Raw genomic sequence first — 19,708 nt, forward strand, 5'->3', positions numbered from 1 at the left:
TATTCGGTTCGCCGCAGCGCTATCGGCAAGCCTCCATGCAGCCATCCGACCTTCGCGTCGCGCTTTTCAGCGGCAATTACAATTATGTGCGCGACGGGGCCAATCAGGCGCTGAACCTGCTTGTCGGCTATCTCATGGCGCAGGGGGTGACGGTGAGGGTTTATTCGCCCACGGTCGCCCGGCCTGCCTTCCCCGCCACGGGTGACCTTGTCGACGTTCCCGCGATCGCATTGCCGGGGGGACGTGGCGAGTACCGTATGGCATGGGGCATGCCGGAATCGATCCGCCGCGACTTGGCCGCGTTCGCACCCAACATCGTCCATGTCTCCGCCCCCGAACTGCTGGGCCACCGCGCGTTGAGCTGGGCGCGGCGGCACGGCGTCCCCGCGATCGCGTCACTTCATACCCGGTTCGAGACCTATCCGCGTTACTACGGATTGTCGGTGCTGGAACGGCCGATCGAGCGACTGCTGACCCGCTTCTACGACCGGAGCGACGCAGTGCTGGTGCCGGGACAATCGATGGCAGCGATTCTGCGCCGCTGGGGTGTGAGGGCCCCGATATCGATCTGGTCGCGCGGCGTCGATCACGACCGTTTCAACCCCGACCGTCGCGACCTTGCCTGGCGCCGTGAACTGGGCATTGCCGACGATGCGGTCGCAATCGGTTTTCTTGGCCGATTGGTGAAGGAAAAGGGGCTCGACGTCTTTGCGGAGGTCGCACACGCGTTGACGGCGCGGGGCGTACCCCACGAAGTGCTGGTGATCGGCGACGGCCCGGCGCGCGCGTGGTTTGCCACGCAGGTGCCGGGAGCCCGCTTCGCCGGTTTCCAGCGCGGCGAGGCACTGGGCCGGGCGGTCGCCTCGATGGACGTGCTGTTCAACCCGTCGGTCACTGAAACATTCGGCAACGTGACGCTGGAGGCGATGGCTGCCGGGGTTCCCGTCGTCGCCGCCCGCGCCACCGGCGCCATTGACCTCGTTGAGGAAGGACGAACGGGTTTCCTCGTCCCCCCGCGCGATGCGACCGCCTATGCCGACGCCATCGCCCGGATCGTTACGAAACCGGGTCTGCGACATGCTCTAGGTGATGCCGGTCACGCAAAGGCGGCCGGCTATCGCTGGGATCGGATCAACAGCGCTGTGCTGGATACTTATTTGTCAACGATCGCTGCACGGGGGTAGCTTACCCGTCACGCCAGTCGAACTGTAGCGGCGCTTCGCGAAACGCGAAACGATCGAGATGGCTTGCCACTACGTCCCGCATTCGTGCCACGTCGCCGTCCGCAGGGACCGTCAACACGACATCCAGCATCTGGGCAGCGGCGGCCATTGTGAGCCGCGCGCCGTTCGGAAAGTCGATCGTTGCCTCCTCCGGCATGACGACGACCGCCATCTTGTGGCTCCAGTGCTTGGCAAGTTGCTGAAGATACCGGCTGGCCGACCCGGTCGGCACATGGGCGATGGAAATACTCATCTCAGGCGCTCGATCTTCTGTGCGACCTCGTCGATCAGGGCGACGATGTCATAGCGGCGTTCCTCGGACAATTCCTCACGCCGCAGCTTGCCGCGCACCACCTCGCCCAGATTGCGCATCGCGCGGCGCGCCGCCTCGCTGTCGGTACGTTCGTGATGTTCGGCAAGCGCGGCGAGCCGGGTTGCCAGTGCTGCGACCTGACCAGCATGGTCGGTCAGGTGAGCCATGCCGTCATTGGTGACGGCGAAACGCTTCCTCGCCCCATCACTTTCCCGAGCGGCAATCAGGCCCATCTCGTCGAGCAGCGCGATCGTTGGATATATCACGCCGGGGCTCGGCGCATAGGCACCGCCGGTCAGTTCCTCGATCCGGCGGATCAGGTCGTAGCCGTGGCGGGGTTCGTCGGCGATCAGTTTCAACAGCACGAGCCGCAACTCGCCACCATCGAACATCCGTCGTCCCCGTCCACCACCACCGCCGCGAATGCCACGGTCGTGGCCATGCATATCTGCGAACATATCAATCTCATCTATTATAGAAGCATTAAAGATATATCGCGAATCGACAACATCAAGACCATCTAAGATATATCTTTATCGTCGAGTAAGAGTCGAACAGGTGACGGATGGGCAGACAGGTCCTACATCGACGGGCATCGCCGGCCTGTTGGCAGCGGACGATGGTCGCGGCGCGTCAGAACGGTGACATCATGCAGGATACGTTATTCACCCATCACGCCCCCCCCCGGCCCCTTGCCGAGGAGCTGCGACCGCAGACGCTGGCGGAGGTGATCGGGCAGGAGCATCTGCTGATGCCCGGCGGATCGATCGGCAGGATGATTGCGACCGGGCGGTTGAGTTCCTTCGTACTGTGGGGTCCCCCCGGCGTGGGCAAGACCACGATAGCCCGGCTGGTGGCTGATGAGGCGGGGTATGAATTCATACAATTGTCGGCGGTTTCGACCGGGATCGCCGATCTGAGGAAGGTGTTGGCGCAGGCGGTCCGTTCCCGGGAGTCGGCCGGCAAGGCCACCGTCCTGTTCATCGACGAGCTTCACCGTTTTTCCCGGCCTGTTCAGGACGCGCTGCTGCCGGCGGTGGAAGACGGCACGATCGTGCTGGTCGGCGCCACGACGGAAAATCCCAGTTTCAGCCTGGTGGCGGCATTGCTGTCCCGCGCCAAGGTCTACACGCTTGACCGGTTGAGCGGTCCGGAACTCGCCCGCGTGATCGAACGGGCAGAGGCGCGATGCGCCCGCCCCCTGCCCCTCACGTCCGAAGCGCGCGCCACGCTGATCGGCATGGCGGATGGCGATGCCCGTTATCTACTTGGTCTGTGCGAGGAAATACTCGCGCTCGATCGGGATGGCGACCTCACCCCCAAGGATTTGGTCGAATTTCTCCAGAAACGCGCGCCGCTCTACGATCGGGGTCAGGAGGAACATTTCAATCTTCTCAGTTGCCTCCACAAGAGTTTGAGAGGCAGCGATCCCGATGCGTCGCTGTATTGGGCCGCCCGGATGCTGGAAGGTGGCGAGGCGCCGGATGTGATCTTCCGCAGGCTGGCCTGCGCGGCGTCGGAGGATGTGGGTATGGCGGATCCGCAGGCGCTGATCCAGGTTATCACCGCGTGGCAGGCATTCGAGCGGATCGGCCTGCCGGAGGGGCGCCTGTTCATGGCGCAAGCGATCAATTATGTCGCGACCGCCCCGAAATCCAACGCTTCGTATTTAGCGTTCGATCAGGCACGAACGCTTGCCCGTGCCACCGGATCGGTGCCGCCGCCGAAACGCATCCTGAACGCTCCGACGAAGCTGATGAAGGAACTCGGCTACCATGACGGGTATCAATATGATCACGATCACCCGGATGCGTTTTCGGGGCAGGGTTTTTTCCCCGACGAGATCGCACAGCCCGAGGCCCCCGTTTTCTATCGACCCAATGAGCGCGGTTTCGAGCGAGATATCAGGAAGCGACTCGACTTCTGGGCGCGGCGTAAACGGCCACCTGAATCTCTCCAGGACTGATTTCCGCAGCTTCGCCTGCAACCGGCGTCTCTGCGCGGCGTTGCGATGGCGTAATGATAAAGGTCGCCAGCTATAACATGCACAAGGGGGTCGGCGCCGATCGCCGGTGCAGCCCCGAACGGATCGTCGACGTCCTGCGCGAGATCGATGCGGACATCATTGCCTTGCAAGAGGCAGATCGGCGCTTCGGCACGCGTGAACGGGTGATCCCGCTCCACCTGCTCGAAGAGCAGAGCGACTGGAAACCGGTCGCGGTCGGTCGTCGGACCGGATCGATGGGCTGGCACGGCAATGCGATACTGGTTCGCAAATCTGCCGAGGTGATGGAATGCGATGCCATCCACCTCCCCGCGCTCGAACCACGCGGTGCGGTGACGGCCGACATCAGGCTGTCGGGATCGACGATCCGCGTGGTGGGGATGCATCTCGACCTGTCGGGGCTGTGGCGACGCAGGCAGGCCGCCGCTATCCTCGCGCATCTCGCGCATCTCGCGCATCGCAATACCCCCTCTCCCACCGTGTTGATGGGCGACCTCAACGAATGGACCGCGGCGGCGGGGTGCTTGCGGGATTTTGGGCGGGACTTCCGTTTCGCCGCCACCGGGCCGTCCTTTCATGCCCGGCGTCCGATCGGGCGGCTCGACCGCATCATGGCGTCCACCGACCTCACCATCGTCGACTGCGGCGTTCATGCCAGCCCGGCAGCACGCAAGGCATCGGATCACTTGCCGATCTGGGCTATATTGGAACCGGCTCGGTGAACGGGCAATAACACCGTTAACGGTGGGGCGGGATGATGCGGGGCTGATGCGCGAGAAAGAACTTCGACTGGCGCTGGTCTGCTATGGCGGGATCAGTCTGGCCGTCTACATGCACGGCATCACCAAGGAAATCTGGCATCTGGCGCGTGCCAGCCACGCCTATCATGCAGGCGCTGATCCGGTGGGTGGCACCGCCATGGTCTATCACGCGCTGCTGGGCGAGATCGAGGAACGTGGTGACCTGCGGTTGCGCGTACTGGCCGATATCATCGCGGGGGCTTCGGCGGGCGGGATCAACGGCGTGTTCCTGGCGCAGGCGATCGCAACCGGCCAGTCGCTCGATCCGCTGACCGACTTGTGGCTTGCCTCCGCAGACGTGGAGGCACTGATCGATCCCGCCGCGGCGCCAGCGTCGCGCTTCGCCAAGGTCTGGGCACTGCCGATCGCATGGATGGCGGCGGGGCGCAGCGCGGAGGCGGTGGACGATCTGGACGAGGCGGCAACGCGGGACGAAGTGCGCGCCAAGCTGTCGCATTTCGTGCGCTCACGCTGGTTCGAGCCGCCTTTCGGCGGCGCGACCTTCACCGGACTGCTGCTCGATGCGCTGACGGCGATGGCCGCCAGCGAACGCGGGCCACGGCTGCTGCCGGCCGGGCAACCTCTCGACCTGTTCGTGACCGTTACCGACTTCGCCGGTCATCCCGAACGACTGGCGCTCAACTCACCGTCGGAGGTGGTGGAAACCGAACACCGCATCGTCATCGGCTTCTCCGATGGTGGCGCGGCGGCGGACACGCTGGCAGCGATGCCCGATCTGGTCTTTGCCGCACGGGCGACATCCAGTTTCCCCGGTGCCTTTCCACCCTTTTCGGTCGGTGAACTGGACCGGGTGCTGGCCGACCGCGCGATCGACTGGCCGCTGCGCCAGGCATTCCTCGCTCGTGCCTTGCCCCGCCATGCCGCCGCCGGTCAGGCCGAGCGTGCGATCCTGATCGATGGATCGGTCCTGGCCAACGCACCATTCCGTCCGGCGATCGATGCCTTGCGCGAACGCCCCGCCCGGCGCCAGATCGACCGGCGGTTCGTCTACATCGATCCGTCTCCGGGCATGAAGTTCCGCCTGTCCGCGCAACAGGGGACACCGGGTTTCTTCCAGACGATCCTCGGTGCGCTGAGCGAGCTACCCCGGCAACAGCCGATCCGCGACAATCTCGATGCCTTGGCCGACCGGTCGCGCCGGGTGGAAAGGCTGGCTGCCATCGTCGAGGCGATCCGACCCGCGGTGGAGACGCAGGTCGACATGCTGTTCGGCCGTACGCTGTTCCTCCACCGCCCGACCCAGAAGCGGCTTGCGACGTGGCGCCGCCGTGCTCAGGCCGCCGCGGCGGCGCAGGCGGGATATGGCTTTGTCGCTTATGGCCATCTCAAGCTGGCGGGCGTGGTCGACCTGCTCGGCCGGATCGCCAACGGCATCGCGGGGGAGCGCCTCGATCCAGGCCAGCGGCGCGCAGAGGCTATCCGTGCCGTCACGCCCGGCGATGCCGGCGGTGACGCGGCGATCGCCTTTCTGCGCCGGTTCGATACCGGCTATCGCATCCGCCGGCTGCGGCTGTTGGCGAGGCGGCTCGGCGAACTGGAGGAAAGCCGCGATCCCGGCTCGCTCGGCTCGATGCGGGATGCGATCTACGACTCCCTCGCGGCCTATCTCGATGCGCAACTTAGCGAACCTCACGCACAACTGACGGCTGCAGCGAAGGCGATGCGCCCTGACGCGACCAACTTTCTCGAAGGGCTGGCAGCCTCGCTCGATCTGCCGCGGCTGGACGTGGAGGCGGACGCCCGCCTGGCGACGGCACTGGCAGGGCTCGATCGCGACGCGCGGCGGCCGTTGATCCTCGCCTATCTAGGCTTTCCGTTCTTCGATGCCGCGACCCTGCCGCTGTTGCAGGGAGAAGGTCTGGATGAGTTCGATGCGATCAGGGTCGATCGCATCGCCCCCGACGACGCCGTCGCGATTCGCCCCGGCGGCGCGGAGGCGACGCTGAAGGGCATCCAGTTCAGCAATTTCGGGGCATTCTTCAGCCGCGCATATCGCGAGAACGATTATCTGTGGGGGCGGCTGCACGGCGCCGAACGGTTGATCGACATCGTCGTCTCGACCATGCCTTCGCCGGCCAGACTGGGACCGGGCCGGGTGTCGGCGATCAAGCGTCGCGCTTTCCTCGCTATTCTGGAAGAGGAGCAGGCGCGCCTCACCGCGATCCAGCCGCTGATCGCGTCGCTCCGCGTCGAGCTGGGGTAGGCTGGCCAAAACCCGCTGCAATCGCTAGCTTGCGCCCCCCGAGGGAGAACCGCATGCAGTTCCTGAAAATCCTGTTCTGGTGCCTGCTCGCCTTTCTGGCGGCGGTCTTCACGCTCGGCAATTGGACGTCGGTGCCGATCCGATTGCCCGGCGGGCTGATCGCGGACGTGAACCTGCCGTTCCTGCTTGCCATCACCTTCCTGCTCGGACTGTTGCCGACGCTCGGCTGGCAGGGTGCGCGTCGTTGGCGATTGCGTCAGCGGCTGACCGCCTGCGAGCGGGTATTGGCCGAAACCCGCGCAGCTGCATTGGTGACGCCTCCCGCCGGTCTGGTGATGCCCGGCCATGCGGTGATGGCGGACGATCATTCCCTGTCCTCTGGCCCGGCGCCGATCGCATCATGAGCAATCCCATCTACGTCGCCATCGATACCCCCGATCTCGATCACGCGAAGGCGATGGCGGATCAGGTCCGCCGCCATGTCGGCGGGCTGAAGCTGGGTCTGGAATTCTTTGTGGCCCACGGGCAACCGGGGGTGCGCGAGATGGCGCGGTTCGGCCTGCCGATCTTCCTCGACCTGAAGCTGCATGACATTCCCAACACCGTGGCCAAGGCGGTACAGGCGCTCGCTCCCCTTCAGCCCGCAATTCTGACCGTCCATGCCGCCGGTGGCCGTGCCATGCTGGAAGGTGCGAAGGCCGCCGCCGCACCGGGAACCAAGGTGGTGGCGGTGACGATGCTGACCAGCCTAGATACAACCGACCTTGCCGCGACCGGGGTGGTGGGCAATGCCCATGATCAGGTACTGCGGCTGGCCGACCTTGCGCGGGAAGCCGGTATCGACGGCATCGTCTGTTCCGGCGAGGAAGTGGGTGCCGTGCATGCCCGCTGGCCGAAGGGGTTCTTCGTCGTGCCCGGCGTGCGGATGGCGGGCGGCAGCGTCGGCGACCAGAAACGCGTCGTGACCCCACGCGCGGCGACGGACGCCGGTGCCTCGATCCTGGTAATTGGCCGCCCGATCACACAGGCGGACGACCCCGATGCCGCTGCACGGGCGATCGTCGCCACGCTGTAGCACCGCCAGGCGACATGGCCTTTGCCCCGGCCACGCCGGGGGAGTAGGCCGCCCGTCATGACCCTTGCCAAGATTTGCGGACTGACCACCCCCGCCACGCTCGACGCGGCGTTGCGCCATGGCGCGAGCCATGTCGGCTTCGTGTTTTTCCCTCCCTCCCCCCGGCACCTCGAACGCGACACCGCCGCCGGGTTGTCGGCGCGCGTGCCCGGGTCGATCGCCCGCGTCGGAGTCTATGTTGATCCGGACGAGGAACTACTACAGCGTACCGTTGCGCTGGTCGATGTCGTGCAGGTGCACAAGGTGACCGCCGCGCGTGCGGCCGACATCCGCACCCGCTTCGGACGCGAAACCTGGGTGGCGATCGCGGTTCGAACGCAGGCCGATCTGGCGGAGGCCGCCGGCCATGTCGGCGCGGCCGATCGCCTGCTCTACGATGCGAAGACCCCGCCCGGCGCGACCCTGCCCGGGGGCATGGGATTGCGGTTCGACTGGTCGCTGCTCGATGGCTTCCGGCACCCGCTGCCATGGGCGCTGTCCGGCGGGCTCGATTCCGCCAATGTCGCCGACGCCATCGCCCGTACCGGCGCTCCCCTGGTCGACGTGTCGTCGGGCGTGGAAAGCGCCCCTGGCGTCAAGGATGTGGACAAGATCGCCGCATTCCTTAAGGCCGCCGGGTCATGAACACCGTCCCCAACAGCTTTCGCGCCCAGCCCGACGATCGTGGGCATTTCGGCCAGTTCGGCGGCCGCTACGTCGCCGAGACCCTGATGCCGCTGATCCTCGAACTCGAACGCGAATATCGCGCCGCCAAGGCCGATCCTGCGTTTCAGGCGCAGTTCGACGACCTGATGGAGCATTATGTCGGCCGTCCCAGCCCGCTCTATCACGCCGAACGACTGAGCGAGGCGCTGCGTACCGGTGCGGACCAGGGGATGGGCGCACAGGTCTGGTTCAAGCGCGACGAACTGAACCATACCGGCGCGCACAAGATCAACAACTGCATCGGCCAGATTCTGCTCGCGATCCGCATGGGCAAGACCCGGATCATCGCAGAGACGGGCGCAGGCCAGCACGGCGTCGCCACCGCCGCGGTCTGCGCACGCTTTGGCCTGCCCTGCGTGATCTATATGGGTGCCAAGGACGTCGAGCGGCAGCAGCCCAACGTGTTCCGCATGAAACTGCTCGGTGCGGAAGTCCGGCCCGTCACCTCAGGCGCGAAGACGCTGTCGGATGCGATGAACGAGGGCCTGCGCGACTGGGTCGCGAACGTCCACGACACCTTCTACATCATCGGCACCGCCGCTGGCCCACATCCCTATCCCGAGATGGTCCGTGATTTCCAGAGCATCATCGGGCGTGAAGCGCGCGCGCAGATGCTCAGTCGCACCGGCCGCCTGCCCGATCTGCTGGTCGCCGCGATCGGCGGCGGATCGAATGCGATCGGACTGTTCCATCCCTTTCTCGACGACAAGGAGGTGGCGATGCTCGGCGTCGAGGCGGCAGGCCACGGGTTGGAAGGCAGCGAACATGCCGCCAGCCTGGCCGGTGGTTTCCCCGGGGTGCTTCACGGCAACAAGACCTATCTGCTGCAGGACGAGGACGGCCAGATCGCCGAGGGTCATTCGATCTCCGCCGGGCTGGATTATCCCGGTATCGGCCCCGAACATGCGTGGCTGCGCGATATCGGCCGGGTCGAATATGCCAACGCCACCGATGTCGAGGCGCTGGATGCGTTCCAGCTGCTGTGCCGTACCGAGGGCATCATTCCCGCTCTGGAGCCGGCCCATGCCATTGCCGCCGTCGCCCACCGCGCGCGGACGATGCCGGCCGACGCCATCATCCTCGCCAATCTGTGCGGTCGCGGCGACAAGGATATCTTCACCGTCGCCTCCGCACTGGGGGTGGCGATATGACCGCTAGGCTGAGTGCCGCGTTCGGGCATGACCGGCCTGCGCTGATCGCCTTCGTCACGGCGGGCGATCCCACCCCGGCGGCGACGCCCGCGATCCTCGATGCGATCGTTGCGGGCGGGGCGGATGTGATCGAGCTGGGTATGCCCTTCACCGATCCGATGGCGGACGGCCCCGCCATCCAGAACGCCAATATCCGCAGCCTTGCCGCCGGTACCCGTACCGCCGACATTCTGGCGATCGCGAGGGGTTTTCGGCAGCGTCATCCCGACGTTCCCCTGGTGCTGATGGGCTATGCCAATCCGATGCTGCGGCGTGGATCGGCCTGGTTCGCGCAGGCGATCGCCGAGGCGGGCGTCGATGGCGTGATCTGCGTTGACATCCCGCCCGAGGAAGACGACGCGCTCGGCCCCGATCTACGCGCGCACGGCATCGCACCCATCCGGCTCGCCACTCCCACTACCGATGCCGCGCGCCTGCCGCAGGTGCTGAATGGCGCGGGCGGCTTTCTCTACTACGTCTCGGTCGCGGGAATCACCGGCCTTCAACAGGCGGTGGCCGGATCGATCGAGCAGGCGGTCGCCCGGCTGAAGGCGGCGACCGACCTGCCCGTCGCGGTCGGCTTCGGCATCCGCACGCCCGATCAGGCCGCCGCCGTCGCCCGTGTCGCCGATGCGGTCGTCGTCGGCTCCGCAATCGTCGAGGTGGTGGCAGAGCACGGTGCCGATGCGCCCGGCCCGGTCACCGCCTATATCCGGACGCTGGCAGAGGCGGTCGCCTCCGCGCGTCATCCCGTCAACGAGGAATCCGGCCGATGAGCTGGCTGAACAATGTCCGCAATGCCCTCGCCTTCAAATCCAAGAAGGAGCAGCCCGAGGAAAATCTCTGGCACAAGTGCAAGGGCTGCGGCCAGATGGTTTTCACCAAGGAACTGGAGGAGAACCTTCACGTCTGCCCGCGGTGTGAGCATCACGAACGGATCGGGCCGAAGATCCGGTTCGGGCAGATTCTCGATCAGGGCAGCTATGCCGAGCTGCCCAGCCCCAAGGTGCCCGAAGACCCGCTGAAATTCCGTGATTCGAAGAAATATGTCGACCGGATCAAGGCGGCGCGCACTGCCACCAACGAGGCCGATGCGCTGTTGAACGCGCGCGGCACGATCCTAGGGCACCGGGTGGTGATGGGCGTGCAAGACTTCGCCTTCATGGGCGGGTCGATGGGACTGGCCGTAGGCGAGGCGTTCGTCCGTGGCGTCGAGAATGCGATCGCGGATCGCTGCCCCTATCTGATCTTCACCGCCGCCGGCGGTGCGCGGATGCAGGAAGGTATCCTCAGCCTGATGCAGATGCCGCGCAGCACCGTCGCGATCCAGATGCTGCACGATGCCGGCCTGCCTTATATCGTCGTGCTGACCGATCCGACCACTGGTGGTGTCACTGCCAGCTATGCGATGCTGGGCGATGTGCAGATCGCCGAGCCCAACGCGCTGATCGGGTTCGCAGGCCAGCGCGTGATCGAAAGTACGATCCGCGAAAAGCTTCCCGAAGGATTTCAGCGGGCGGAATATCTGCTGGCGCACGGGATGCTCGATATGGTCGTGCATCGCCGCGATCTGCGTGAACGGCTGGCACAGGTGATCGGATATCTGTGCGGCAATCGGGACGCGGCAGCGGCCTGATCCGCCCCGCGTCCCTGCCATGGCCGATCACGCGATCTCTTCCCATCCCGCCGTCCAGGCGCAGCTTGACCGTTTGGCACGGTTGTCGCCCGGTGCCGACGTCTTGGGGCTGGAGCGGATCACGGCGTTGCTGGCGCGGCTGGGTGATCCGCACCGCTCGCTACCGCCCGTCTTCCATGTGGCCGGCACCAACGGCAAGGGGTCGACCTGCGCCTTTCTGCGCGCCGCGATCGAGGCGGCGGGGCTATCCGTCCATGTTTATTCCAGCCCTCATCTGGTGCGGTTCAACGAGCGTATCCGGCTGACCGGCTCGCTGGTCGAGGACGAGGCGCTGGCCGGTCTGCTCGCCGAGGTGCTGAAGGTCGCGGAAGATATCCATCCCAGCTTCTTCGAGGTGACGACCGCCGCGGCGTTCCTCGCCTTCGCCCGCACGCCCGCCGCCGCGACGATCGTGGAGGTCGGTCTGGGTGGTCGGCTGGATGCGACCAACGTCATCGCCGATCCCGCCGTCACCGGTATCGCCGCACTGGGTATCGACCACGAGGCGTTTCTGGGGCGCGGCGCGGCCACGATCGCGGGTGAGAAAGCGGGTATCGCCAAGCGCGGCATCCCGCTCGTCACCATGGATTATGCCGCCCCCCTGCGTGGCCGGATTGCGCAAGTCGCCGATGCGGCGGGCGCGCCGGTGATCGCCCGTGGCCGCGACTGGTACAGCAAGATCGCACGGACGACGATGCGATATCGCGACCCCGGTTTCTCGGTGGTGACGCATCGCCCACGCCTTGTGGGCGCGCACCAGTCGCGCAATCTGGCGCTGGCGATCGCGATGTTGCGCCATCAGGGCGCAGTCACTGTGCCAGAGACCGCGATGCGTGCCGCCGCCGACTGGGCCCACTGGCCAGCGCGGATGCAGCGGCTGGATGCGGGCCCGCTTACCGATCGGTTGCCGACGGGAAGCGAATTGTGGCTGGACGGCGCGCATAACCCCTCCGCTGCCGCCCCGGTCGCCAAGGCATTGCGGCGTATCGCGCGGGGTCGGCCGGTGACCGTGATCCTGGGGATGCTCGCCAACAAGGATGCCGATGGCGTACTGCGGTTGCTTGCCCCTTCAACGACCCGGCTGATCGCCGTGCCGGTTCCGGGCCACGAGCACCATGCCCCCGCCGATCTGGCCGGGCGTGCCGCCTTTTTCGGGATCGATTCGCAATCGGCCGCTTCGATCGAGGCCGCGATTGCGCGGGTCGGAATGCCGGGTGTGGTGATGATCGCGGGTTCGCTTTACCTTGCCGGCACCGCGCTGGCCGCCAATGATGAACCACCGATCTAGTTGCTATTGACTTGCAATAACTACCGCGCGAGTTTGGGTCATTCCCGAGCGGAGCCGCGTGATGACCGAAACGATGACGATCCTGCCCCACAGCCTGCCGGCCTGCGCCAATGCGCGCATCGTGCTGTTCGCGATGCGGCGGATGGGTGCCAATGGGCTGGCCGATGCCCGTGCGGCGCATGTGATGTTTACTGCATTCGGACAGGGGTTTCGCCGACCGCTGGTGCTGATGCGCGCACTGATGGCGGAACTTGCCTCGTCCGCCGCCGGTACGATCGCCATTGCGCCATGCTGTTGCGCGCGGATGACGCCGGCCGAGGCGGCCTTGGTTGCAATTGTCGCACGGGTCGAATCCGCGCCCGACACCGCCCGCCTGCTGACCGCCGACCTGCTCGGCGTGCGCCGGGTCGAGAACGTCCTGATGGCGGCAGGGGCGGTGGCGACCGCCTTCGCTGACGAGGGCCGGCCGGTCGCTGGCTAGGTAGCGTCTCCGGTGCGGGCGTCGCCTTCCTCGGCAACGCCCGCACTGCCGATCGAACGATCGATCATTCCCGACCGGCTCATCCACCAGAACAGCGCGACGCCCGGCAAGGCCAGTGCGGTGGTGAGCAGATAGAAATCGACATAGCCAAAGCGTTCGATCAGCGCGCCGGCGGTCGTACCCGTCACGATCCGCCCGACGATGCTTGCCGCCGCAGAGATCAGCGCGAATTGTGCGGCGGTGAAGCGCAGGTCGCACAGCGCCGAGAAATAGGCGATCACGACGACACCGCCGAACCCGCTAGCCGCGTTCTCGAAGCCGATCGCGCCTGCCATGCCCCAATTGCTGTGCCCCGCCGCCGCCAGCGCCGCGAAGGACAGATTCGATACCGCCATCAGGATCAGTGCCAGCAGCACCGATCGCTTCATCCCCATCCGCACGTACAGGACCCCGCCGATGAAAATACCGATCAGATAGGCGAAGAAGCCGATCCCGACGTCATAGAAAGCGATTTCGTCTCCGGTGAAACCAAGATCGTCGAACAGCAACCGCAGCGTCAGATTGGCGAGCGTATCACCGATCTTGTGGATCAGGATGAACAGCAGGACGAGCAACGCCCCCTCCCGCGTGAAGAACTGGACGAACGGACCCCAGATCGCTTGCAGACCATCGGCAAATCCACGCCGCGCCACCGGCTTGCGCCGCCGTGGCGGTTCGCCCAGTGCCAGTCCCGCCAGCATCGCCGGCAGCGCGAAGGTCGCGCAAGCGAGGTATCCCGCGCTCCACCCCGCCCGCGCGGCGATCACTAGCGCCAACGCGCCCGCGCCGGCGGAACCGATCCGCCAGCCATATTGGCTCATCCCCGATCCGATGCCCAGCTGGCGCGGCTCCAGTATCTCGATCCGATAGGCGTCGATGACGATATCGAACGTTGCGCCGGCCGCGCCGACCAGAATGGCGGCGGTGGCCGCCGCCGCGATGCTGGCGGCAGGGTCGACCAGCGCCAGATTGACCACGGCGGCGATCACCAGCACGCCGGCGACGATCAGCCACGACACGCGCTGACCCAGCCGGCCGATCAGCGGCAGCTTCACGCCATCGACCACCCACGCCCACAGGAACTTCAGATTGTAGACGAGAAAGGCGAGACTGAACGCGGTGACCGTTTTCTTGTCGATCCCGTCCTGCGCCAGCCGGGTCGTCAGTGTTGCGCCGATCATGGCGTAGGGGAAGCCCGACGATATGCCCAGCGCCAGCGCGGCCAGCGGCTGCTTCTCGACATAGGGGCGAACCCCGTCCCACCACTTCGCCTGCCGTACCGTGTCGTTCATTCCCGCTCCTCGCTCGCCGCCGGACCATACAGTCCCGGGACGGCGAGGGAAGCGATCACACGGCGAACAGGCGAAAGCCAGGTGGCAGACGTTTGGGGGGATTGCCCTGCAATCCCGACTCGATCGCGCCGATCGCAGCGAGCAGCGTGCGCGGGTTATATGGTTTGGACAGGCATCCCGCAGCCAGTTCGATCGCTTCGGGCGGGCAGGCGCCGGTGACGAACATCACCGGGACCGCGCGTGCATGCGCGGCTCGCGCCACGTCCACCCCCGATCCATCGGCCAGATTGACGTCGACCAGTACCAGATCGACCCCGCCTTCCGCCAATATGTCGATCGCGTCGCTGACCCGGTCGACGGTGGCCACCACGGTGTAATCGGCCTCCGTCAGGACGTGCTCATTGTCGAACGCGACCAGCGGCTCGTCCTCGACCAGCAGCAACCGGACGATCTGCCGCTTTTTCTTCCCGAACAGCATGGCGCCCGCCCTTTGTTACGCAACCCGAACATAACGCGCACCGGGGCCAAGGGTCGCAAAGATTTTTCGCCCGATCCCGTCAGACGCTGTATTCGCCGCGTCATGACCGACCAAGAGCCCCCGAAGGGCGATCGCATCGCCAAACTCCTCGCCCGCGCAGGTATCGCCTCGCGCCGCGATATCGAACGGATGATCGCCGAGGGGCGCATCGCGCTGAACGGCGTCACCCTCGATACGCCCGCCACGGTGCTGATCACGCTGGACGGCGTCACCGTCGACGGCCACGCCGTCGCCGCACCGCCACCCGCGCAGCTGTTCCTGTATCACAAGCCCCCCGGCCTGCTGGTGACCGAGCATGACCCGGCGGGCCGCCCGATCATCTACGATCACCTGCCGCGCGACCTGCCGCGGGTGGTGCCGGTCGGCCGACTCGATCTCAATACCGAAGGCCTGTTGCTGCTGACCACCGATGGCGGCTTCAAGCGTCAGCTCGAACTGCCCGCCACCGGCGTGGAGCGTACCTACCGGGCCCGCGCTTACGGCGATGTGACGCAGGCCCAGCTGGAAGACCTGATCGAGGGGATCGAGATCGAGGGGATGCGCTACGGCCCGATCGACGCCAATCTGGAACGCCGCACCGGTGCGAACGTCTGGATCGAAATGACGCTGACCGAAGGCAAGAACCGCGAGGTACGCCGTGTACTGGAACATCTCGGACTGCAGGTCAGCCGGTTGATCCGGACCCGCTATGGCCCGTTCGTGCTGGGTGATCTGATGCCGGGCGAGGTCGGCGAGGTACGCGGGGCGGATATCGGCGCCTTCCGCCGCACGCTCGACAGCCCCCGCCGCGCACGCGAGCCGATGGCCAATGTCGAAGTGGAAGCCCGCGGCAAGGCTACGGCCCCCGCCCCCATCCCCGCCGCGCCGCCACCCCCGGCGGCACGTCCGGTGGAAGAGGCAAGACGGCCCCGACCCGCACCGACCGCGTCGGCACGGCCCGCTGCGGCTGGCGGTGGCTGGGGGAGCCGGACGCGGCCCAGCCGACCGGCGGCGAACGCTGCCCCTGCTCCGACCGACCGTTTTCGCAGCGACCGGCCGCGCGGCGATGGACCACGCCCGGATCAGACGGGCGCTACCGGACCGCGCCCCGGCCATGTCTCCGGCAATGTCCGCAGCGACCGGCCTTATCGGGACGCATCGCCCCGCCCCGACCGGCCGATCGCCGATGCACCCCGTCAGGGCGGTGGCCGCAGCGACCGACAACGTCAGGCAGGCGGCGGACGTCCGACCGGTAGCGACTTTCGCGGTGCATCCTCGGGTACTAATCCTCGGCCCCAGATCGATCGGGCATCGCCTCGTGCCGACCGGCCAGCCGGCGATGCGCCTCGTCAGGACGGTGGTCGCAGCGATCGTCCGCGTCAGGCCAGTGGCGGCCGCCCGGCCGGTAACGGCTTTCGGGGGGCATTCTCCGGTGGCGATGCCCGGCCCCAGAGTGATCGTGCGTCGCCGCGCGCCGACCGATCGCGCAACTTTCGTGATCGCCGGGACGATGACGGCGCACCGGCGCGCCCGACGGGTGACCGGACCCGCGGCGCCGCCCCGGCCTATGGTCGCGACGACCGGAGCGGCGCATCGCCGCGTGGGCCCGCCCGCGCCGGTGCCGGCCCCAACCGCACGCCGGGTGCCGCCCGTCCCGGCGGCAAACCGCCCGGCAAGGGTGGATCGGCCAAGGGGCCGGCCGGCGGCCGCGGGCATCCGCCCCGTGCCCCCAAGGGAAAGCGCTAAGCGATGCGGGTGATCGCAGGACAATGGCGGGGCCGTCCGCTCGTCGCCCCCAAGGGCGATGCGACGCGCCCCACCGCGGATCGCACGCGCGAGGCGCTGTTCTCGATGCTGACCAGCCGGCTGGGCAGTTTCGACGGCCTGTCGGTGGCGGATCTGTTCGCGGGATCGGGAGCGCTGGGGATCGAGGCCTTGTCGCGCGGCGCGGCGACATGCCTGTTCGTCGAGCAGGAGCGCGCGGCGCTCGATGCGTTGAAGGCCAACCTCGCCAGGCTCGGCACGCGGGCGGATGTGCGCGCGACATCGGTGATGGCGCTGGGGCCGGCGCCTGCGCCGCTCGACGTGATGATGCTCGATCCGCCCTATGGCAGCGGCGCGGGAGAGGTCGCGATCGACAAGCTGGCCCGGCTCGGCTGGATCGGCCCGGCGACGTGGGTGAGCATCGAGACGGCCAAGCCCGAGGAAGTCACGATCGCGGGCTTCGAGATCGACGCCACGCGCGTCCACGGCAAGGCGCGGCTGACGTTGCTGCGACGGACGGCTGCGTGATCGGCAGGGCGGCGCTGGACAGCGTCGCCCTGCCCCGCCAAACTTCGTCCCATGTCGATTCCCGCCATCTTCGATCGTCTGCGCCTGCCCGTCATCGGGTCGCCGCTGTTTATCATTTCCGGCCCGGAACTGGTGATCGCCCAGTGCAAGGCGGGAATCGTCGGCTCGTTTCCGGCGCTCAACGCCCGGCCGGCGGCGATGCTCGACGAATGGCTGCACCGCATCACCGAGGAACTGGCCGCACATAACCACGCGCATCCCGATCGTCCCGCCGCCCCTTTCGCGGTCAATCAGATCGTTCATCGCTCCAACGACCGGCTGGAGGCGGATATGGCGGTTTGCGCAAAATGGCAGGTACCGATCGTCATCACGTCACTGGGGGCCCGCGAGGACCTGAACACCGCCGTCCATGGCTGGGGCGGAATCACGCTGCACGACGTGATCGACGACCGTTTTGCCCGCAAGGCGGTGGAAAAGGGGGCGGACGGCCTGATCGCGGTGGCCGCCGGTGCCGGTGGCCATGCCGGGCGCCAATCCCCCTTCGCGCTGATATCCGAGATACGGGCATGGTTCGACGGACCGCTCGCCCTGTCCGGCGCGATCGCGACAGGCGGTGCGATCCTCGCGGCCCGGGCGATGGGGGCGGATTTCGCCTATATCGGCTCCCCCTTCATCGCGACGGACGAGGCGAATGCCGACGCCGCCTACAAACAGGCGGTGGTCGATTCGCGGGCGGCCGACATCGTTTATTCCGACCTGTTCACCGGCGTGCACGGCAATTATCTGCGCGCATCGATCGTCGCCGCGGGGCTCGACCCCGACGATCTGCCGCAGGGCGATTTGAAGACGATGGATTTCGGCGGCGGCAACGGCAGCAAGCCCAAGGCATGGCGCGACATCTGGGGCGCGGGTCAGGGCATCGGCGCTATCGATGCGGTGGAGTCGGTCGCAAGCCGGGTCGAACGGTTCGCGCGCGAATATGATACGGCGCGCACGCGTCTTACCGGCTGATCGCAGGCGACCGTTCGTTTAAAGTGCGGCCGCCAGCCGTCGCTGCATCGCCAGTGCCGGGCTGACGGCCGGGGGCTGCGCCATCGCTTCATCCAGGAATACCGCCCGGCGATAGAGGGCCATACCATCATCGATCAACGCCCGCGCCTGATCGGGGAAACTGGCGAGCGCCGCCATGTCGGGCAGCGGCATCGCCTCCAGTCGTGGCTGCGCCTTTCCGTCCATTTCTCCCGCGTCGACCGCACGCCATGCCAGCAGCCATGCCAATACGATCATGAGTCGCGTGGTCATCCGCAACTGCTCACATGACAGCAATATGCCTGCCAGTGGATCGAGACGGTCGCCGCCCTGTTCGTCCGGATGCTCGATCCAGGCTCGCGTATCGTCGGCGAGCAGCATCGCATCGGTATAGAGCGCGGAGAGCAGCGGGCGGCGGATACGGGCAGCGTCGGTTTCAATCATGACGATCTCGTCGCATGGCGTCGCCGCCCTGCCCAGCCGGCCCGGCCGTCCCGCCTGTCCCGTAGCGGAGCATCCGCCCGGCCGCGTTAACGATCAGGCGATGATGTCGGGCAGCAGATAGTCTTCGAGCATCGCGATCTCGTCGCGCAACCGCAGCTTGCGTTTCTTCAGGCGGGCGAGCTGCAACTGGTTGGGCACGCCATGGTCGGCCAGTGCCGCGATCGCCGCGTCCAGATCGCGATGCTCCTGCCGCAATGCATCCATCCGTCCCCTGATCTGTACCTCGTCCACCGATGCCCTCCGCTATCCCGCCCCCTGTAGCGTAGAAGGGCGGCTACGGGCGAGGGCAAACGGCCCGCGGAGAAAACGGCACGGGGCATCGCGTTCGACGAAAAACCGGGCGACAATCGGTGATCGGCGTGTTCTACTTCCTGTCCCAAAGCATGAAAGGAGATCTGCCCATGCAGTCCACACCGCACCAGCACGCCCTGGAAGCGAAACATGCCACGTTGGATCGGCGCATCGCCGAGGAAACCAACCGTCCCCTCCCCGATACCGCGACGATCGCCGAACTGAAGAAGCAGAAATTACGGCTGAAGGAAGAGATCATCAGCCTGTAGCATCCATCATGCCGTCGCCCGGTAACGGGCGACGGTATTCCGGGTAGGAATTCTATTCTCCGGCCACCGCGCGCTGAACCTGTTCGGGATCGATCGTCGTGTCCAGTGCGACACCGATCCGTCCCTCCGCATACCAGGCGACGTGACCCGTGACCTCACCGACCCCCGGCAGCGTCAGTACCGCACGGGTACCGGCCATCACCGGATAGCCCGGTTCCGCCATCAGCCCACGATCGGACAGATTACGGATGCGAACCTCCTGCGGGCCCTCTTCGTCATCATCGAGGCGCAGCCACGCGGTCATCATCGCCGGGCTACGGTGATGTGCACGCTGATCGGCCGGGTTCACCACGCGGATATGATCCGTCCGCCTGCCCGCATCGCGCGTCGAGCCATTCGTGCCCATCCTGTTTCCTGCCATTGCCGCGGTCGATGC

General features: G+C 66.6%; 23 protein-coding genes. 16 read left to right on the forward strand and 7 right to left on the reverse strand.

Annotated elements, in window-relative coordinates; genetic code table 11:
* The first annotated feature begins 35 nt into the window (after positions 1-35).
* On the forward strand, positions 36-1,184 hold the full coding sequence (locus ABD719_RS12335) for a glycosyltransferase family 4 protein (RefSeq protein WP_344693682.1): 1,149 nt from the start codon (positions 36-38) through the stop codon (positions 1,182-1,184).
* A gap of 1 nt (position 1,185) precedes the next feature.
* On the opposite strand, the gene ABD719_RS12340 is transcribed toward ABD719_RS12335, so the two are convergent.
* Positions 1,186-1,476, reverse strand: coding sequence for a DUF2218 domain-containing protein (locus tag ABD719_RS12340; protein ID WP_344693683.1), 291 nt, complete (start codon positions 1,474-1,476; stop codon positions 1,186-1,188).
* Complete coding sequence (locus ABD719_RS12345) at positions 1,473-1,994, reverse strand: PadR family transcriptional regulator (protein WP_344693684.1); 522 nt, start codon at positions 1,992-1,994, stop codon at positions 1,473-1,475. Before ABD719_RS12345 ends, ABD719_RS12340 begins: the two co-directional genes overlap by 4 nt.
* Positions 1,995-2,185: 191 nt before the next feature.
* Between ABD719_RS12345 and ABD719_RS12350 the strand changes: the two genes are divergently transcribed.
* The 11 genes from ABD719_RS12350 (at position 2,186) to ABD719_RS12400 (ending at position 13,039) form a co-directional block, all read left to right on the forward strand.
* Positions 2,186-3,502 carry a replication-associated recombination protein A gene (locus tag ABD719_RS12350; RefSeq protein WP_344693686.1) on the forward strand — a complete coding sequence of 439 codons (1,317 nt, stop codon included), beginning with the start codon at positions 2,186-2,188 and terminating at the stop codon, positions 3,500-3,502.
* A 53-nt stretch (positions 3,503-3,555) separates the two neighbouring features.
* Positions 3,556-4,263 (forward strand): endonuclease/exonuclease/phosphatase family protein, encoded by a 708-nt coding sequence (locus tag ABD719_RS12355; protein WP_344693687.1) that lies wholly within the window; start codon positions 3,556-3,558, stop codon positions 4,261-4,263.
* A gap of 46 nt (positions 4,264-4,309) precedes the next feature.
* A complete protein-coding gene (locus tag ABD719_RS12360) occupies positions 4,310-6,565 on the forward strand; it encodes a patatin-like protein (protein WP_344693688.1) in 2,256 nt (751 codons plus the stop codon).
* 53 nt (positions 6,566-6,618) lie between these two features.
* Positions 6,619-6,969 carry a hypothetical protein gene (locus tag ABD719_RS12365; protein ID WP_344693689.1) on the forward strand — a complete coding sequence of 117 codons (351 nt, stop codon included), beginning with the start codon at positions 6,619-6,621 and terminating at the stop codon, positions 6,967-6,969.
* Positions 6,966-7,640 (forward strand): orotidine-5'-phosphate decarboxylase, encoded by a 675-nt coding sequence (gene pyrF, locus ABD719_RS12370; RefSeq protein ID WP_344693690.1) that lies wholly within the window; start codon positions 6,966-6,968, stop codon positions 7,638-7,640. Before ABD719_RS12365 ends, pyrF begins: the two co-directional genes overlap by 4 nt.
* Before the next feature lie 57 nt (positions 7,641-7,697).
* The gene (locus ABD719_RS12375) at positions 7,698-8,324 is read left to right on the forward strand and encodes a phosphoribosylanthranilate isomerase (RefSeq protein WP_344693691.1); all 627 of its coding nucleotides are present in this window, start codon (positions 7,698-7,700) and stop codon (positions 8,322-8,324) included.
* Positions 8,321-9,556, forward strand: coding sequence for a tryptophan synthase subunit beta (gene trpB, locus ABD719_RS12380; RefSeq protein WP_344693692.1), 1,236 nt, complete (start codon positions 8,321-8,323; stop codon positions 9,554-9,556). The genes ABD719_RS12375 and trpB overlap by 4 nt, the downstream gene beginning before the upstream one ends.
* Positions 9,553-10,371, forward strand: coding sequence for a tryptophan synthase subunit alpha (gene trpA, locus ABD719_RS12385; protein ID WP_344693693.1), 819 nt, complete (start codon positions 9,553-9,555; stop codon positions 10,369-10,371). Before trpB ends, trpA begins: the two co-directional genes overlap by 4 nt.
* On the forward strand, positions 10,368-11,231 hold the full coding sequence (accD, locus tag ABD719_RS12390; protein WP_344693694.1) for an acetyl-CoA carboxylase, carboxyltransferase subunit beta: 864 nt from the start codon (positions 10,368-10,370) through the stop codon (positions 11,229-11,231). Before trpA ends, accD begins: the two co-directional genes overlap by 4 nt.
* Before the next feature lie 19 nt (positions 11,232-11,250).
* The gene (locus ABD719_RS12395; protein ID WP_344693695.1) at positions 11,251-12,558 is read left to right on the forward strand and encodes a bifunctional folylpolyglutamate synthase/dihydrofolate synthase; all 1,308 of its coding nucleotides are present in this window, start codon (positions 11,251-11,253) and stop codon (positions 12,556-12,558) included.
* Between the two features lie 61 nt (positions 12,559-12,619).
* Complete coding sequence (locus ABD719_RS12400; RefSeq protein WP_344693696.1) at positions 12,620-13,039, forward strand: DUF6628 family protein; 420 nt, start codon at positions 12,620-12,622, stop codon at positions 13,037-13,039.
* On the opposite strand, the gene ABD719_RS12405 is transcribed toward ABD719_RS12400, so the two are convergent.
* Entirely contained in the window at positions 13,036-14,370 is a 1,335-nt protein-coding gene (locus ABD719_RS12405; RefSeq protein WP_344693697.1) for an AmpG family muropeptide MFS transporter, read from the reverse strand. The genes ABD719_RS12400 and ABD719_RS12405 overlap by 4 nt on opposite strands.
* 55 nt (positions 14,371-14,425) lie before the next feature.
* Positions 14,426-14,848, reverse strand: coding sequence for a response regulator (locus ABD719_RS12410; protein ID WP_344693698.1), 423 nt, complete (start codon positions 14,846-14,848; stop codon positions 14,426-14,428).
* Between the two features lie 102 nt (positions 14,849-14,950).
* Between ABD719_RS12410 and ABD719_RS12415 the strand changes: the two genes are divergently transcribed.
* From ABD719_RS12415 to ABD719_RS12425, 3 genes are read left to right on the forward strand one after another with little or no spacing between them, the layout of a single operon-like run.
* On the forward strand, positions 14,951-16,633 hold the full coding sequence (locus ABD719_RS12415; protein ID WP_344693699.1) for a pseudouridine synthase: 1,683 nt from the start codon (positions 14,951-14,953) through the stop codon (positions 16,631-16,633).
* Between the two features lie 3 nt (positions 16,634-16,636).
* Complete coding sequence (gene rsmD / locus ABD719_RS12420) at positions 16,637-17,179, forward strand: 16S rRNA (guanine(966)-N(2))-methyltransferase RsmD (protein ID WP_344693700.1); 543 nt, start codon at positions 16,637-16,639, stop codon at positions 17,177-17,179.
* Between the two features lie 51 nt (positions 17,180-17,230).
* Positions 17,231-18,190: an NAD(P)H-dependent flavin oxidoreductase gene (locus tag ABD719_RS12425; RefSeq protein ID WP_344693701.1), complete on the forward strand. Its 960-nt coding sequence runs from the start codon at positions 17,231-17,233 to the stop codon at positions 18,188-18,190.
* 18 nt (positions 18,191-18,208) lie between these two features.
* On the opposite strand, the gene ABD719_RS12430 is transcribed toward ABD719_RS12425, so the two are convergent.
* Positions 18,209-18,652 (reverse strand): DUF1465 family protein, encoded by a 444-nt coding sequence (locus ABD719_RS12430; RefSeq protein WP_344693702.1) that lies wholly within the window; start codon positions 18,650-18,652, stop codon positions 18,209-18,211.
* 93 nt (positions 18,653-18,745) lie between these two features.
* Positions 18,746-18,916, reverse strand: coding sequence for a DUF465 domain-containing protein (locus ABD719_RS12435; RefSeq protein ID WP_199860468.1), 171 nt, complete (start codon positions 18,914-18,916; stop codon positions 18,746-18,748).
* A gap of 146 nt (positions 18,917-19,062) precedes the next feature.
* Between ABD719_RS12435 and ABD719_RS12440 the strand changes: the two genes are divergently transcribed.
* Positions 19,063-19,272, forward strand: a complete 210-nt coding sequence (locus tag ABD719_RS12440; protein WP_425567168.1) for a YdcH family protein — start codon at positions 19,063-19,065, stop codon at positions 19,270-19,272.
* A 52-nt stretch (positions 19,273-19,324) separates the two neighbouring features.
* Here the strand turns inward: ABD719_RS12440 and ABD719_RS12445 are convergent, their stop codons facing one another.
* Positions 19,325-19,678, reverse strand: a complete 354-nt coding sequence (locus tag ABD719_RS12445; protein ID WP_344693703.1) for a PilZ domain-containing protein — start codon at positions 19,676-19,678, stop codon at positions 19,325-19,327.
* Between the last annotated feature and the right edge of the window lie 30 nt (positions 19,679-19,708).

It is taken from the genome of Sphingomonas cynarae, from assembly GCF_039537815.1.
GTDB lineage: Bacteria > Pseudomonadota > Alphaproteobacteria > Sphingomonadales > Sphingomonadaceae > Sphingomonas > Sphingomonas cynarae.